The organism is bacterium (genome assembly GCA_040755755.1).
Classification (GTDB): domain Bacteria; phylum SZUA-182; class SZUA-182; order DTGQ01; family DTGQ01; genus DTGQ01.
Genome location: JBFLZW010000060.1, coordinates 1 through 17,521, shown reverse-complemented (window position 1 = coordinate 17,521; position 17,521 = coordinate 1). Strand labels below are relative to the sequence as shown.

Below are 17,521 nucleotides of genomic sequence, written 5' to 3'. Positions count from 1 at the left end.
TCCGTGTTCGACAAATGTGTAGGGGAGAACAGGTCCATTCGGGCAGGGAAAGATACCTGCTCTCCGGGCTATCCTTCCAGCACCTGAAAGGTAAGAGCAAGGGAGTGCAAAGAGCCGCTCGCACTCCCTTTAGCCGAAGGAGGTAAAAAAATATGAAATTGGTAGTACGTTCGCTCTGAATCAGTTGTTCCTGGTTATTCTTTTCCCCGAACAATGAGGCAGAGCCTCATGAGCTGTGGTTTTTGAAATCACCAGGCGCGACCGATTCGAACTACAGAGGTAATAAGCAAATCCCGTGCCAGGAAATTTTGCTTCGAACCTGTTGAAAACGTTGGCTCGTGAAGATGAGGAACCGGCAACTTTTACGGGTTTGTCCATACGTTCTATGGAGCTGTACCTATCCTTAAATTACCGGCATCGGGGGAATTTCAGGAGTACCTGGGGCAGGTGAGGGGCTTTCCTGGTAAGTAGCTTAACATCAGAGATATTGCCCTTAAAGGGAGGGGAAGAACTTGTTTTTGTTCACCCCCACCTAACCTCCCCTGCCACAGGGGCTCCCTGCCTCAATAGGGGGAGGGATGGATTATGAGGAGCATTCGCTCCCTTATAGTGTAACAACAGGAGGCTGCCTCTGATAAATTAAAACTGTCCGCCCCTGAACCTCAAGAGGGGCGAGGGAGAAAAATTCGCCCCTAAGTTAATGACATTGGCCCCTGGGGGAGGGGAGGCCGGGTTTCATAGAGGTAAGATTTTTTACCCTGGTCGATGGTTTGCCCATGCGATAGTGGTGGGGCAAAAAAGCAGCCCCACCCTTGCGAGATGCCTCTGATCAGTGTTTGACAGTGAACCGTCTCACCTGCCGTCAGGAGACAGGAGGGGTAACTATCCAACCAAGTATGAGCGATTTTCTTTTGAACCTCCGACCGGGGAATTAGCCGATAGGTGAAATATATTCGCACAAAGGGGCAAAGAAGATATAATGCATGCTGGGCGATTTAGCTGGGAAGTTAAGCAGCAAATAGACACAAAGAGGCAAAGGTAACTTTGTGCCTCTGTGCCTTTGCCCCTTTGTGCCTGAGTAGTTACGATATAACAAGGGAATGGAAGAGAATGCGACCTCAAGCGGTTCGATGGAGTTTGACCAAAAAGTTCAGTTTGATAATTATCATGGTTTTTATGCCTGCGTCTTTGGTGGTCAGTTTCCTCACGTATCGCCGGGAATACCTGGCCAGGGTAGAGGGAGCAAGAGAAAAAGCACGATTGGTGGCCCGGAGCCTGCATGAGAATTGGTATGAGATGGGCTCAATGAGCTCAATGGGTTCAATGGATGCGGCGGGGGAAGAAGAAGGGAGGATGGAGACTCATTCTGAAAATGCGTCTCAGGAACCGGCAGGGAATTTTCATTCTCATATCGGTCATCGGCCAGGGCGCATGGAAAGGATCCTTGAGAAAACTCTTTCCCTGAGTGTTCGCTATGTCGCCTGTAATCCCCGTAATCCAGAGAACATGGCAGACTCCTTTGAGCGGGAAGGGATAGCGGTCTTCGAGCGGAATAAAGATCAGGGGGAAGAAGGTGAATACGTCAAGCTGGTATCGTTTCAGGGGAAAAAAGCTCTTCGCTGTCTGAAACCGCTCCGGGCCAGAGAATTCTGTTTGCAGTGTCATGGTCAGGGCCATGATGATAAGGTCAATAATGATAAAGTCAATGATGGTCCTGTTCTGGGGGCCATCTCGATTATCATTCCTGTCCGGCCGCAGGCCCTTTTCCTGGAACATGCCAGAGAGAGATTCCTGTGGCTGAATCTTGGTCTTACAGTCCTGATGGTGCTGATCTGGCTGGTTTTTGCCAAAACATCGATCATTGATCGGCTGGAAAATCTGTCGGAAGGAATGGCGGTCTTCAGCCGGGAGGAAAATTCCGGAGACGACACCCCTTATAATGATATCCCTCATGGTGAAACCCCTCATGACGAGGTCGGGCATGATGAGATCGGATCGGTATTTTCGGCCTTTCAGGTGATGAGGGCCTCAGTCAGCCGGAAGATCAGGTCATTGAAAAGAGAGGTGGATATTTACCGGATTTTGACACGATCGGCTGCCTACGGGATGATGGCCATAGATGAGGAAGGGAGGATACTTTTCTTCAATACGGGAGCGGAACGGATCTTCGGCTGGAAGCGTGGAGAGATACTGAATCAGAAGGCGGGCCTGCTGATCCCTCACAGGCTTCGCCGGGATTATAAACACGCTTTTATCCGGAGCATGGTGGATGAAAGCCCTGCCGGTGCTGTCTCCGCTGGAGAGCATGGTGTCTCCACTGAAGCGCCCGGTGTCTCCACTGAAGAGCCCATTGAAACCTTCGGTTTACGGAGGAGCGGAGAGGAATTTCCCGTTCATTTGTCTACATCGACGGGCAAGGCAGCCGGAGGCAGGATATTTACGGCTATCATCCGGGATATAACGCAGCAGAAACGAAAGGAGGGAGAAATCACCCGGCAGAATGAAAAGCTGGTCTTGCTGGCCCGGGTTTCAACCGGGTTGCTCCTTGAGCGGGATTTGAAAAAACTGGCTGAATATTCCCTGGAGGAATCACTGGAGCTGACTGACAGTCCTTTTGGTCTTTTCCTGCTGAAAGATAAGGATGGCAACCTGGTCCCCCTGGCCAGCCTGGGGCTTTCCGTTCAAACGGCGGATGAGAAAGGCTGTCAGGTATTTCGTCCGGTCGGCGTTTTGGGAGACATTATGCGGCAGCGAAAACCCCAGATCATCAATACCAGTTCCCGGGGCATGCCGTGGTCAGGAAGCGGAGCCAATCGCACGGTCCTCTCCTTTGGCCGGTTTTCCTTTCACTCCTTTTTGGGAGTGCCGATCATCTCAGACCAGGAGGTGATCGGCATAATCTGCCTGGCTGACCGGCCGGCAGGGTATACGAACAGGGAACAGGAGCTGGTAGCCGCCCTGGCAAAAGACCTGTCCCTGCTCATTGTCCGGAATGCGATTGAAAAGGAAACCCGGATTCTCAAGGAGGAGTTCCAGACCCTGTTCGACCAGGCGAGCGACATGATCGTTATCTGCACCCTGGAAGGGAAAATTCAGGCAGTGAATCACCGGGTCGTTCAGTACACCGGCTATCCGTATCAGGAGTTGATCGATCATGCTTTCTGGAAGCTTCATCTCCCTGATGAGGAGCGCAGGATACGGGAATTCTTACACCGGGTGGCTGCGGGTGAAACCTGCCGGATCGAGAGCTTTTTCCGGCAAAAAGAGGGGGGATCGTTCCCGGTGGACCTGCATGCCAACATTGTCGCTTGCGGGGACCATCAGGTCATCCAGGTGGTAATCAGGGATATGGTTCAATTCAAACAGGCAGAGAGCGACCTCAAGGGCCGGATAGAGTGGCTGACCAAAAAGCTGGATGATCTCCGGAGGGAAACATCCTTTTTCCGTATGGCGGTGGATGCCCTGCCCGAATACATAATCCTGACCGACCGGACCGGACGGATTATTCTGGCCAATGCCGCTTTTTGCCGGCGGCTTGGCTACCCTATGGATGAGCTCATGGGGCAGCCGGTTGAATTCCTCTTTGGCCCCGGCCTTTCGGTGGATATCGTTGATCAGATTATCGGCCAGGCACTGAAAGGAGGATGGGAGGGGAAGGTGGTGCATCTGGCTCAGGGAGGGCAGGAGATTTCGCTGGAGCTCTCCCTGCAGGCGGTCCGCGGTTCCGGGGATGGGGCTCTGGGCCTTTTGGGTATTTACGCGGAACGCAGGCTTCAGTGAGACAGATTTTCTCAATATTCTCCGTAATGGCCTTAACTCAGATGTCCCCATGTTCCTTTTCTCGATGAGGAAGGTGAAGAATAACCATCACCCCCACCCAGCATCCCCCCTCAAGGGGGAGGGGAGTTATGGAGGCTTTCATCCAAGATGGGGAACATCTGGCCTTAACTTATGGGGTTTGTAAATCCTTTCTTTTATGATATAATATAAATCCAGTACAAATCTATCGCGTTTCAAAGTAAACAGAACTAATAAAATGAGCAGAAAAAAGCGAGGAAATTAAAAAATGGGTGGCTTATTAAATTCCTTCTCCCTTTTTGGCAGGGCAAAACATGAGGGGAAACCCGGCAAGGCCATAGGGATTGATCTTGGCACAACCAACACGGTGTTTGGAATCAAGCGGGTTCACACTGAAATCCTCAAGAATGCCGAGCAGGAAGAGCTCACTCCTTCATGTGTTACCCAGAGGGAGAAGAACTATATTGTCGGCCGGGATGCCCTGGCCTGGATGAAGCAGGATCCTGAAAATACCATTGTGTCCATCAAGCGCATCATCGGGCGAAGCTTCACCAATGAAGAAGTACAGAAAATTATCAGAGAGCATAAGGTCAGCTATCGGATCAGGCCCCTTTCGACCGGCACCGAGCAGAGCATCGCTGTAATGTTGAATGGAAAAGAACATACGCCTGAGTACATTTCAGCCCTGATCCTGAAAAAAATCAAGGAAGATGCTGAAAAAGAGCTGGGCGAAAAGGTAACGCACGCAGTCATTACCGTCCCCTCATATTTCGACGACAAGCAAAAGCACGGCACCAGAACAGCAGCGGCCCAGGCTGGCTTCAAGGTGCAGCGGCTCCTGCCGGAGCCGACATCCGCCGCCATTTCCTTTGGTGTCGATCAGACCCGTGACAAGAACATCAATACCATCCTGGTCTATGATTTCGGAGGCGGGACCTTCGACATTTCGGTCCTGACCATGGTCGAAGGGCAGTTCATCGAGCAGGCCAAGGGCGGGGACATGTGGCTTGGCGGCAATGATATTGACAACCTGCTGATGGGGCATGTCTTTGGCCTGATCGAAAGGAATTATCCCGGAGTGAATGTAAAGGAATTGATCCAAAAGCTCCCCTCGGATACGAAAAACCGTTTTCTGGGCGAGCTGCGGGAAAAGGTTGAGAGGGCGAAAATCCAACTGAGTGAAAAGGAAACTGCCTTCTTCGATATTCTGGGTATCCTGAAGGACGAGGAGGGAAACATCCTGAATGTCGAGGTGGAAATTACTCGGCAGGAGTTTGAAGCCCTGATTCAGCCCCTGGTCGAGAGAAGCGTTCAGCTCATGGAGGGTATCCTTGAGGGGCTCCACTTTACTCCGCAGATGATTGACAAGGTCCTCCTGGTCGGCGGATCATCCTGCATCCCGCTGGTGCAGAGAAAGGTAGCGGAAAGATTCGGGGCCGATAAGGTCATGATTCACAAAAAACCCATGCTGTCAGTAGCCGAAGGTGCGGCGATCCTCTCTCACCGGCTGTCGGAAAGCTACGAGTGCCCGGAGTGTGGAAAAGAAGTGTCGCAGGCTGACAGGACCTGCAAAAAATGTGGATTCGATCTGGATAAATACCTGATGGAAACCGGCGTGGTTGAAATCGTCCATTCAGCAGCGCATGATTACTACATCCACCTGGAAAATAATCCCCGCTATCTCCTGGTGGCCAAAAATACGCCGTTGCCTGTAGAGAAAACCGAAATCTTTCAGTTGGTTGACCCGGAGCAAAAACTGGTTCACCTGAAATTCTTCAACATGGTGAATGAGGTGGAAGAATCCATCGGCGACCTATGGCTTGGCATCGGCGAAGAATCCGAAGCGGAAGCAAAAGCAGAAGGGGAGAGGAAAAAAGATGCCAGGCCGGAGATAATCTGCGATTTCCGGATAGATGAAAATAATATCATCGAAGTATCGGCCAGGATGAAAGACCAGCCGCATATCCAGATATCCCGGACACTCTCCCGCGGGAAAGCCGATGAAAAGCTCTTTCTGTCCCTGGAAGAAACCATACGCCATGCTAATGCCAAAGAACATCAGTTTTTTGCGGTTCACGACCTTATTCATCGCTCAGTGGGCATTATTCAGGACATTAACCAGATTGTCGATCCTGAGACCGGCGAGGTCAAAGAGGACAGGTACGAGCGGGCCAGGCAGAAGCTGGATAAGGCCAATAAGATGCTGGAGCACGATGAATCGCCCTGGGGAACCATTAATTATGCCAAAGCCATGCTGAATAATTGCCGCATTTTCATGAATCCGAAGGAAATCGAGCCGGTGGAAAAGGTACTCCAAAAGCTTGAAAAAAGCGACCAGGAAGGCAGCTATGAGGAAACCGTTGCTCTGACGAAGGAATTGAGCGACGAAGTGAGCAAACATCGTCTGGCTGTGATTTTCATGGAGCTGGAAAGAGCCTACAGCTATTACCGGCAGCATAACTCTCCAAAGGCTGAGCGTATTGGCACCTATCTGGATAATATGCACACCTGTCTGGAAAAATCCGATTTTACGAAATTCAAGAGCCTGGTCGATGAAATCATGCCGGAGGTTGAGGAAATCGCAGAGCTTGAGAGAACCCAGAGAATAAAAGTGGAGAAAGGAATAGCCAAATAGGAATGCAACAGGTTCAGCGCTGCCCGATCTGCGAGAAAGAGCAGATCCCAATGGATGAGCAGCAATGTCCTCAGTGCAATGCGGATTTGACCTGTTTCCAGGTTCTGGATGCACTGCCGGAGCATCAGGAAACAGCAGTCAGAGCTGTCAGCCCGCAAGGGAGCAGGAGGATATGGTGGCTGGGATTAACGGCAGTCGTTATCCTTCTCATGGGCCTGGGATGGATGTTCTACCAGAACTTCCGGATTGTCAGGACCCTGGCGGATAATCAAAGCAGGCTGGAATATGTTAACCAGACCATGCTGGCTCTGATGAAGAAGATCGAGTCGGAAAAAGCGAAAGCGCCTGCGAAAGAGCCGGGAAAGGAAGCGGCGCAAGAAGCGATGACGCTCGGAGCTCCTTCGCACGAGGATATCGGCAGGGAATCGCCTGACACGGGCAAGAGCCCTGAGCATAAAGCACAGCCTGAGCCGAAAGCGCAGGAGGCGAAGCCCGTGCCGGTCCCCAAAGCCGTCCGTCCCGTAGCCTCCATGCCGGACCGGACTGCCGGCAGGCACCCTGCCCCCCGCAAGGACAGGGCCTCCAGGCCGAAGGAAGCCCCGTTTTTCTGGTATGAAGCCACAGACCAGGATACCCTGTGGTCGATTGCAGACAGGTTCTACGGGCGCGGTCGTTATTATCCGGTGCTTCTGGCCATGAATCCGCAAGTGAGCGTCTTCGAGATAAAAGGCGGCCAGCGGCTCAAGGTATTGGAAAATCCAAAGGATGCAGCCATTGTCTTTAGCCGGTCTGTCGAGCGGCATGGCTCGCTCGCTTTTTTGTGGTACCAGGTCCAGGCTGGAGATACTCCGGAAACCTTATCCAGAAAATTTTTCCGGACTGACGATCAGTATTCCAGGATCGAGAGCCTGAATTCTCAGCTTCGCCTTGAACCTGGTCAGAAGATTAAAATTCCGCTGCCTGATCTTTAAAGGACAGGAGTCAGGAAAAAAGAGCCGTTATTCTTACTCCTGACTTCTGTCTCCTGGCTTCTATTTTTAAAATAAAGGAAAATCAATATGAAACAAAATCTTCAACGCAAAGAAACTGAATCCGGCCAGGGATTTCCTGATAATCGTGAAAGCAGGAAAAAATATCAGGAACTTCTGGAAAAAGCGGAAAAACTTTTTCAAAAAGAAAAATTCGGGTCGGCCAAACACCATTTTGGGCAGGCATATCAGATCTGGCCATCGGAAGAGGTTCAAAGGCGGATCCATATCTGCGAGGAGAATGCACAGAGAATGGCCAGGGCCCAGGACCTGGTGAGAGAGGGGTATCAGCTCGAACGGGAGAAAAAGCTCAGAGAAGCGCTCAAGGTTTTTCATCGCTCCCTTGAAGCCTGGGACAATAAGGAAATCCGGGCGGTCGTAACCAGGCTGCTGGGCAAAATACCCAAACCGACTCTTGCACCCGGCTATCAGGCCGAGGCCGATCATCGCTACGCCGAGGCCATAGAGCGGTACCGGGAGGTCATGGAGCTGGAGGAGAATCCTGAAGCCAGGCACCGCATCGGCATCTGTCTGGTGAAGCAGGGCGCATATGCCGAGGCAGTCAGATTTCTCGAGTCAACCTCCTCACAGGAGCCCGAAGCTCGCTATTATGCAGGGTATGCTCTGGCCAGGACCGGACAATACAGCAAGGCCCTCAGGCAATGGGAGTCGATCAGTCAGGACACACCGGAATTAGCGCGGCAGAAGCAGCATCTCCTTGAAATAGCCCTGTGCGATCTCCGCGGCAGATCACGGATTGAAGGGGGATTCGATGCTGCCTATCAGGAGGCGGTCGATCTCCTCTCGTGCTGTCCTGACCCTCTGGTTCGAGCGAGTGTCAGGTCCATGAGCCTGGAACACCTCGAACACCTCTGGACACAGGGAAATTTCAAAGCCATGCTGGACTTTCTTCTCTCCCTGCAGTCTCAGGGAGGGTATGAGGATTTTTTACCCTTTTTTCTGGCCAAGGTCTATTTCCGGCTGGCTGAAACCGCTGCTGAGTACCTGCCGCAGGCCATTACTTTCTGGCTGACGGTCATCTATAACCCAAAATATCAGCTTCCATCCGGGCCGCCTGCCGCCGATGATGATGACCGCAGGCAGATGACCGGCGACCTCCAGGACAAACTTGAGCAACTGATCCAGCACTATAAAACCAGTCAGGGCGAGGAAGGGCTGAAAGAGATACTGAGTCACTGGGAGTTGGAGCGGCAATCCATTACCTTTCTCCATGAGGCTGCACACAAGGAGCCATCCCTGGCTGAAATCCTGTGCACTCCGGATTTTGCCGGGCACTTTGGCTTATCCCCCCTCGTTCTCGAAAGGCTGCGCGAGGTGCGATCTGAATGGGAGACGGATGAGCGGTTCTGGACGGTGGGGGCATTGTTCTCTTCAGCCCGGTCGAGTTACCTGCTGCTGCATCAGGGGAGACTTGAGGAGGCTATGGCCGCACTGCCTGCCCAGGAAGAGAATGAATTTATCGGCTACTGTCGGCAGAAGATTTTTTTCCGGCTGGGTATGAAGAAGCTGCACAAGGGAGAGACCACCAATCTGAAGAAATATTTCACTCAGGCCATTCCCCTGATTCAGCGGTTTCAAGAGTACGAAAAAGAGATTATCCAACTGGCACAGAAGATCGAGGCCGAGCCGGAAGAACTGGTTGCCCTGGACGAGGTGATGCAGATTCTGGTCCGTCATATCAAATCCAGGGAGATTCTGGATATGGCCTCCTATATCATGAGTTACAAGGCAAATACCCTGCATGCGAAAGGATTGATCAAGGCCCAGGACGTAGAGCGCATCTGCAGGAAGGCTTTGGACCTGAATCCGGATAACGAATTCGCCAGGACCGGACTCCGCGAGATGGAGTCCCAGCACCTTGTGAATGAGATGGCCAGGGCGCTTGGCAAGGGAAATGTGAAAAAAGCGGCCGCTATTGCCGCCAGTGCCCAGAATGAAGAAATAGAAGAAGTATTTTTTGACTTCGTTGACACGGTTCTCGATGAATTCGATAATGCACCCCTTAGCCGGGAAAAGAAGATCTTCTTTCTGCGGGACTTATATCAGAATTGTGAGAAGGTTGACCCTGACCATCCCGTTCTTGACGATATCCTGGATGAACTTGAGGACCTGGAGAGGGAGGTTGAATAATGAATCCGTATAGAATCCTGCAGATTACCCCAGACGCCACCCAGCAGGAAATTATCCGGGCAGTGACTCTGGCCTTGCAGAGGAAAGATCATACAACCCGGCAAATCGCCGATGCCCAGAAAGAGCTGATGAATCCAAGAACCCGAAGGGTAGCGGCATTTATCTACCTTCTGGACAGCCAGCGATGGGCACAGGAAGTCAAATTGCCGGAAAAACACCTGAGCATTGACGATCTCGAATTGCTTCATTCCTTTGACAGGTTCTAACCGCGCTCATGACAGCGACTCCTCCGCACACACCCAAGGAATTAATCCGCCGCAGGCTGATTGGATTTCAGAAGCAGATTGCTGACCTTTCCTTTGCCTTTACTTCTCTCCAGAATGATCACCGGCAATGGGAAAAGGAACTATACCTGGAACTTTTCGAGGTTCTCGATGCATTTGAAAATATATTTCAGAGCATTGAAGCAAAAGAACAGGGGTGGGACAAGTCCGCCCGGATGGCCATGCAAAGTTTTCGCTCCGTCTACCGGAAGATATTGCGGATACTCTCTCAACGGGGGGTAGAACAAATTGAATTTCCGGATAATAAGGCCATTTTCGGTCTCTGCAAGGTGGTAGAAACCAAAGCCCTGCCGGGGAAAGAAAACGAGGAGATTCTCTCGGTACTGCGAAAAGGGTACCGGAAGAAAGACGGAGAGGTCATCCGGCCTGCCGAAGTGATTACGGTCTTAAATAATTAAGGAGTCAGAAGTCAGGAGTCAGAAGTCAGAAGAGAGCGGTCAGTGGTCAGTGAAAAGCAGTTATAAGACAGGATTCAGAAGTATTTATTCTGACTCCTGACTTCTGACTCCTGACTTCTTTTTTAGTAATTTTTCTCTCTCTGGTCCGTCAATAATAATTAGACACTTCTATCAAGTCAGCAACGTCATCGACATTTTGTATTTCTCAGGTTCAGGGGGGGAAACAGGTTAGTGGAATTTTTTTGTTAGGGAGGATTGATTTATGTTTAGCTCGTCTCGGTTCAAGGTTTTGGTCATTGCTTTATTACTTTCTGGTACGGCAATTTTTATGACTCAGAGAAGTGCTCATGCCTATTATGGGTTCGGCGGCTTGTATGGGGGGCTGTATGGTGCCGGCCTTTATGGCTACGGCGGCAGTCTCTATGGTTATGGCGGTCTGTACGGCTTGTACGGTCTCGGCGGAATGTACGGTCTCTACGGTGGGTTGTACGGCGGCCTTGGGCTTTATGGGCTTTACGGACTCGGCGGGCTGGGATTATACGGGCTTTATGGATTGTATGGCGGCTTGTACGGCGGACTCGGTCTGTATGGGCTTGGCGGACTGGGTTATCCCTATGATCTGACAAGGTATTACTTGAGCAATGGCTCCGAAGCCCTGGGCAGGACAGCGGATGTCCTTCTCACTGGAGGAGGAGGAACAAGTCTTCTCCTTCCTGCACTTGCGACCACGGTTGCGGTTACTCCCACGGTGACTATTACCGTTCCCGTCTATCCTGATCCTACGGGGATATATTATGGCAGTTGGACGAGCGTACTCACCTCTACCACCAATGTCATGACTATGAACCTTGTTTATGACATCCTGACGGTTTCCGTTACCGGCACAGCCGGGCTGCTCAGCAATAAGCTGATTCCGGTAGCTATCAATGTGGCGGGCACCAACAATGCTCCAACTTTCACTCTCAGCGGCAACTACTTTGATCCGCTGAGCCTCGTCACCTATTCTCTGACCCTGACCTGCACCTTCAGTGCAGCAACCTTGACCTTGCCGGCAATCATTCAGGGATCCTACCTGATTCATGATCCGCTCTTCCTGAAAACCGACGCCGGTACATTTTCGGTTGGCAGGTTGTAACTTCCGGTAATCTTTAAAAATATCAGGGATGGCTGTAACCAGCCATCCCTGTTACCGTTTCAATCAACTCTCCCCTGAATTATCCCCTTGAAATAATTCTTCGTCTCTCATAAAATAGTAGTGCTGAGGTTACTCTAAAAAACTTTCCCAGGAAAGGATCTGTGATGATCAAAAAAGACTTTATCGATGCCAACAGGCTGCTGCTTGACTCATTCGCTCTGGCCCGGCAGATTTATGAGAGTGGTTTTTCCCCGAACCTGCTGATTGGAATCTGGAGAGGAGGTACCCCTCCGGGAATCGCCATTCATGAGTTTTTGACTTTTAAAGGTCTGAATCTGGCCCATACGGTTATCAAGGTGCATGCCTATCGGGGCATCGAATGTCCGGGGGAAGTGCACATCGATGGGTTGGAGCATGCCTTAACGCTCATGAAGGATGGTGACAGGATCCTGATTGTGGATGATATTTTCGATACCGGCCGCACCCTCGACACGGTAATCCGGACAATTCAGGAAAGGGCCGGGGAAAGACAGCTCAGGATTAAAGTGGCGACCGTCTTTTTCAAGCCGTGCAAGAACCAGACAAACATAGTTCCCGACTTTTATCTGAGAGTGGTCGATCGATGGGTTGTGTTCCCTCATGAGCTCAAGGGGCTTACCGAGGAAGAAATCCGGCAAAAGGGAGAGGACCTGTATCAGATAATTTTCGGATAGCCTGCATCTGATCACCAGGTCCTCCCTCGTTTCGACTATTGATACGGGAGGTTATCTCCGCCGGATGGCCGTGATAAAGCAGATGCCGACATCGTTGTTATCCCCTCCGGTAACAGTCGAGGACCGTGTTGCCGGATCATAGGGAGTGGCATAGACATAGTCGGAAGATTCACTCTCCGTGCCATACTCGTTATATGACTTGACCTTGAGAACATAGGTCGTTTCATTGGTCAGGCCGTCAACGGTAAAAGAAGTAACATTCCCGGCATCTCTCTGGACGCTGGGATCCTCCCTGGTGGTTTCGATATCGTTCTCTGTCCGGTAATAGACATGATAGCCTGTAACATCAGGGTCAGGAGATGCTTCCCAGGTCAGGTGGACTGCGCGGTCACTCACTGTAGCCACGGGATTGCTGGGGGCAAGAGGGGTTCTGCTGATGCCGTGTTTGCCGAACAGTTCCTTGATAAAGAACGAATATTCCCCCTGGTTAATCTGGTTATCGTGGGTGATAACATCCTGCAGGTAATCGGCGAAGGTCGTCGAACCGCTGATTCGGGCGCGGTGAAAGAGATTGTCCACCGTTTCTTTTGCTTTTTCTACTCCAAGCTCTGCCCCGTACACTTCCACGATTTTTTTCCGGACATCCCACATGGCCTGAGACAGAATCAGACTGTTGACATAAGCATCATCACCATAGTCTTCCGGATATCTTAAATAATCATTCGGATCGTCGTAAGGGTCGTTCGGATCGTCGTAAATCAGGCTCCGTACATAGTCGTGTCCTATCCAGAAGCCGCCATTGCCGATATCGGGGTCATCGGTCATAGCAGCCGCCCAGTAATCGGAAAAGGCTTCATGCATGGCATCAAGCTCGGTGGTCAATTGGGGCTGAGTTGACGTTGTATCCGTGCTGGTAGTTCCCAGGGCAGCATCAGGATGAGGCTGGAAAAATGAGTAGAAGCTTTCGGTTATGGCATGAGTATATTCATGGTAAATAATATCGGAGAACAGGGAGAAGTCACGGTATCCATCCAGCTTGCCATCTCCTTCTCCGAAGTATATCCGGTTTTCCGGAGTCCAGAAGGCATTGGTATAATAATCTCCCCATCCAACGATCGCTCTTACGGGGCCTTTTTTCCCATTCCGCCACATGCCATCGTATTTCGGGTCAAGCTTCTTGATATATTGCAGGAGCCTGTTGATGTGGTAGTAAACGTTCAACTCACCGTAGCTGCTGATGCGTGAGTAGACACTGGGGGTATCAAGGCTGGCCGGGGGAATTCCGTTGTTCTGATCCTCCGGGTTCCAGACAAAGCGGGTGTAATTGGGATCCTGGAAATCCAGGTCATCAATTCCTTCGACTACCCAGATAGCATCCCAGCTGTCTTCGTTATTTACCTCCACGTATTTCCCTGCCAGCTTGGCGGTGAGGGCCAGTTTGTTGGGAAATGCATTTTTGCCCGGCCAGACATCCGGAAACTGGAAGTTTCCATTGAGATCGGTTTGATAGTTACCCGGGGCAGTATTAAATGTTCCTTTGGCAGTAGTATTTGGATTGACGAGGCTTTCCACGACCTCCACATCATCGATGTTCCAGCCGCAAAAGACTCCCGAACTGTCGGTCGGCCCTATGCCCCAGCGAATATTTATCTGGTTGCCATCATTCATGAAAGGGGAAATATCAAAGGTCTGGAGGTTCCAGCCAACTCCCGCGGATTTCTGATAGAAGGCATCTTCAATCTGCCCACTGGCATTGGACCAGATAGTGTCCCATGTTATCCGGTTATTCACGGAAATTTCAACCGAGGCGCGATCGTAGCTGGTACGGTTTCCATTTTCATCTTCAGAATACTCTTTATATGCTCCCAGCCATCGCCAAAACCGCAGGACCAGTTTAGATCTTGGGTTCCTGGTGAAACTGATGTCAGGAGTAGTCAGATAGGCAGGGCGCATCAAATTGGTGTAATCTCCCTTGAGATTATATCCAAAAACCTTCAGCCCCGTATACCCTGAATCCGGGTCCAGAGGACCGCCATGTCCCGTAGTCATCAGATTGGATGAATCAGCCGGTGGTTCAGGCTGGCCATAGGCCCACATCCCTTCCGTTTTCCATCCGGCGGGAGTTGTATCGTTATCCTCGAAGAGGGCCTTATATACCTGATTCTTATCCAGCAGGTAGACATACAGGTCTCTCAATCCCACTTCACTGGGGGCATCATCGTAGAACTGGGGTAAAATTCTGGCTCTGATCGTCCCGGATACTACTGCCCGGGAGCGGTTATAGCGGCTGATGATCTGGCCATTGCGGGCATCCACAAAATACCGCCATATACCTCCGCTCACATCCACCATCCAGGCTAAAAAGTACTCCAGATCATCTCCGAACCGGACGGGCAGAATGACGAGGCTCGCTTCGTATCCGCTCCCCGGTGTTCCCGGCGAATCTATTCCCAGATGCTGGCTGACCCTTTCCCAGGCTTGAGCTTCATCGATCAGCGGCCTCGCCTCAAGCTTGATACCGGGATAGGCATCCGCTCCGAAGGAGATGAGCCGGTATGAGTCGTCAAATTGAAACCAGATACGGCTGCCATAAACCGGAATGTCCTGGTATTCCTGCTGAAAATCCAGATACCAAATCCCCGACATTTCAGCCATTCTGGCAAGCCTGATACCGGATGCTCCTAATTGAAAGAGCTCAGGATTCTCCTCCACAAACTGGATGGCATCATCTACCAGCTCATCCTCGCTCCCGAGGAGTTTGCGCCAGAGCCCTTCATACGGTGCAGGCTTCGTAACTCGACTGGCCCGGTGAAGCATGCCGGTTGCCGTATTCCAGGATTGAGCCTGCCATCGGCCTTTTCCCTGCCTGCGCTCAAACTCCTGCCAGCTCTGTTTCCTCTCTTCTCTGGTCACTGATCGAGCTACCTCTCCTCTGGCTCTTTCCGGTCTTTGGATATAATAGGTATAGTTACGCTGAGGTTCCCCATTTTTCCGGGAAAGAAAAGCCCGGGCACTCCCTGCGAGGACCAGGTTGCCCAAAATCATACCCAAAAGTAACACTCCAGTGCTCATCCATGATCTTCTCCAGCCAAAACTCATGATTTGCCACCTCCAGACCAATAGGATCGTTCTTATTTACCTTGATTGATGAAAAGGCATCTGTAGATAGGAATAGTCGGCTCTGCCATTGATTAAGGCAAAGCAAGATAGATGCCAGAAGAGACCATGAAAATGAGCTTGACTTTATTGGAGATAATTGAACATCTCCCGGCTGGCAGGGAGAAAAGCCGGAATTTTTGATATATTTTGGTGCATCGGGATGAAAAGGATACCGGCAAAATGCATCGGTTGCCTTACTCCAGCCGGTATTTTCCCCTCAGCATTTGGGAAATATCCCTGGCCAGAGTCAGTGCCCTGGCTGCCATATCCTTGTGCACTGTCCCCAGACCGCAGGCTGGAGTAATAAGGGCGGTGCGGGTAAGCTGTTCCCGGTCAATGCCCAGCCTGGCAAGATCCTGCCAGATTTTTTCCAGCTTTTCCAATAACTCAGAGGCTGCAGCGGTTTTGAGGGCATCCTCATTGGTGGGCACTATTCCCCAGGCAATGGTTCCCCCGCGATCCAGGAATTTCCTTAACTGATTTTGGTATAACAGGAGGTTAGGAGCATACTCATAGGCATCAAAAGAGAGGATATCGATGGAAGTCTCCAAAAGAAGTGACCAGTCAGTGTTTCCACAGCAATGAATGCCGGTACGAGAATCGATTCCCTGCAGGACCTCCTCCAAGCATTCTCTGGCCTGCTCCAGGCTGAGACTGGTAAATGCTGATCCGAACGCAGTCAAGTAGGGTTCATCCAGAAAAATAATCGTGCGGGGATTGAATTTTTGGAGAATTTTCTCCTGCCAGTTTGCCTTGCGCAGGAGGTTTTTGATCGCTATGCTTTTCAGCTCATCATTATAGAGCAGGGGCTTGCGGTTTTCGTCGGTAACCTGCAAAGTGTAGCTGATCGGCCCGGTAATCTGCCCTTTGACCGCCCAGGCAGTGCGAAGATGGTCCTGATATTCCTGCAGCTTATAGAATCCGGCTGCATAGGGCTGGCTGATCGAGAAAAAATCGAGATTTTCAGACAGAAAATGTTCATAAAACCGCTCTATGGCGGAAAAATCCTCCGGCGTACGGATAAACATCCGGTCATCCTCGAAGGTCAGACCCGGCAGGTTCTCGCTGTATTGCCAGTACATATTTTCCCTAGGGCTTCTTTTGGGCATCTGCGGCCAGAAGGGGATATCCGGCAAATTTTGAATAACCAGCTCACATGCCTCTTGAGCTTCAGTATGGGGCAGACTGCCGATACCTGTGGCCAGACAGTTTGGAGTGAAATCCGGTTTCATGGTGATTCCTCCTTTCATTCGGTAATAACCTTGTTTCTCAGCCTCCCCAGGCATTCGATTTCCACCTCCACCACATCTCCCGGATGCAGAGCGCCTACCCCGGCCGGGGTGCCGGTAAGGATTATATCGTGCGGAAGCAGGGTCATAATCCGGGAGATAAAGCTCACCAGGAAAGCGGGAGAGAAAATCAACTGACTGGTATGTGACGACTGCCGGAGCTGGCCATTCAGGTAGGTACGAATGCCAAGATTATCCGCATCAAGCCCTGAGACCAGGCAGGGACCAAAGCTGGCAAAGGTGTCGAAGGATTTGGCCCTGGTCCATTGACCATCTTTTTTCTGTAAGTCACGGGCAGTAACATCATTGGCACACGTATAGCCCGCAATATAGTCAGCCGCATCTTCCGGTTTGACCCTCCCGGCCCGCTTGCCGATGACAATTGCCAATTCCCCTTCATATTCGACCTGCTGAGACATTGCGGGGATGATGATCGTCCCTTCGTGGCCGATGACCGCACTCGGTGGTTTCAAAAAGAGCAGGGGTTCATCCGGTTCGGGCAGGTTCAACTCTCTGGCATGGTCCCGGTAATTAAGCCCTACGGCTACGATTTTGGAGGGCTGACAGGGTGGCGAAATCCTGACCTGGCTCTGATCGTGCCAGCGGTCGGTCACAAGGTGCTCTCCGAATGGAGAGCCCTCTATCTCCCTTATTTTCTCTTCACCTTCATCCAGCAGGCCATAGCCGGTATAACTTTGGGTCGAAAATCGTACAAATCGTCTGATCATAGTATCCTTAATAGTATCCTCACTACCGGACACATTTTTAGAAATAGATTGAGAACACATTAGCTGTCGCTCATGATATACTCTAAGTAATTGAAAAAATAATTAAAAAGGAGTATATCATGAGCGACAATATGAGAACATAT

At 51.0% G+C, this 17,521-nt stretch carries 11 protein-coding genes; 8 read left to right on the top strand and 3 right to left on the bottom strand.

Translation table 11 applies throughout. The annotated features are described in order from the left end of the window. Positions 1-1,110: 1,110 nt before the first annotated feature. From AB1611_17585 to AB1611_17550, 8 genes are all read left to right on the top strand, one after another. Positions 1,111-3,780 (top strand): PAS domain S-box protein, encoded by a 2,670-nt coding sequence (locus AB1611_17585; protein MEW6381396.1) that lies wholly within the window; start codon positions 1,111-1,113, stop codon positions 3,778-3,780. Positions 3,781-4,066: 286 nt separating this feature from the next. Beyond that, positions 4,067-6,433 (top strand): Hsp70 family protein, encoded by a 2,367-nt coding sequence (locus AB1611_17580; protein MEW6381395.1) that lies wholly within the window; start codon positions 4,067-4,069, stop codon positions 6,431-6,433. Positions 6,434-6,435: 2 nt separating this feature from the next. Further along, positions 6,436-7,404 carry a LysM peptidoglycan-binding domain-containing protein gene (locus AB1611_17575; GenBank protein MEW6381394.1) on the top strand — a complete coding sequence of 323 codons (969 nt, stop codon included), beginning with the start codon at positions 6,436-6,438 and terminating at the stop codon, positions 7,402-7,404. Between the two features lie 87 nt (positions 7,405-7,491). Further along, positions 7,492-9,612, top strand: a complete 2,121-nt coding sequence (locus AB1611_17570; protein MEW6381393.1) for a tetratricopeptide repeat protein — start codon at positions 7,492-7,494, stop codon at positions 9,610-9,612. Then, positions 9,612-9,878, top strand: coding sequence for a hypothetical protein (locus AB1611_17565; protein MEW6381392.1), 267 nt, complete (start codon positions 9,612-9,614; stop codon positions 9,876-9,878). Before AB1611_17570 ends, AB1611_17565 begins: the two co-directional genes overlap by 1 nt. Before the next feature lie 8 nt (positions 9,879-9,886). Continuing rightward, a complete protein-coding gene (gene grpE, locus AB1611_17560; protein MEW6381391.1) occupies positions 9,887-10,354 on the top strand; it encodes a nucleotide exchange factor GrpE in 468 nt (155 codons plus the stop codon). A gap of 262 nt (positions 10,355-10,616) precedes the next feature. Next, on the top strand, positions 10,617-11,489 hold the full coding sequence (locus AB1611_17555; GenBank protein ID MEW6381390.1) for a hypothetical protein: 873 nt from the start codon (positions 10,617-10,619) through the stop codon (positions 11,487-11,489). A 164-nt stretch (positions 11,490-11,653) separates the two neighbouring features. Continuing rightward, complete coding sequence (locus AB1611_17550; protein MEW6381389.1) at positions 11,654-12,202, top strand: phosphoribosyltransferase family protein; 549 nt, start codon at positions 11,654-11,656, stop codon at positions 12,200-12,202. A gap of 51 nt (positions 12,203-12,253) precedes the next feature. Here AB1611_17550 and AB1611_17545 read toward each other — a convergent pair whose 3' ends face one another. The 3 genes from AB1611_17545 to AB1611_17535 form a co-directional block, all read right to left on the bottom strand. Continuing rightward, a complete protein-coding gene (locus AB1611_17545) occupies positions 12,254-15,274 on the bottom strand; it encodes a fibronectin type III domain-containing protein (GenBank protein ID MEW6381388.1) in 3,021 nt (1,006 codons plus the stop codon). A gap of 281 nt (positions 15,275-15,555) precedes the next feature. Then, positions 15,556-16,593 carry a methionine synthase gene (locus AB1611_17540; protein MEW6381387.1) on the bottom strand — a complete coding sequence of 346 codons (1,038 nt, stop codon included), beginning with the start codon at positions 16,591-16,593 and terminating at the stop codon, positions 15,556-15,558. A gap of 14 nt (positions 16,594-16,607) precedes the next feature. Then, a complete protein-coding gene (locus tag AB1611_17535; GenBank protein MEW6381386.1) occupies positions 16,608-17,378 on the bottom strand; it encodes a fumarylacetoacetate hydrolase family protein in 771 nt (256 codons plus the stop codon). Positions 17,379-17,521: the final 143 nt, after the last annotated feature.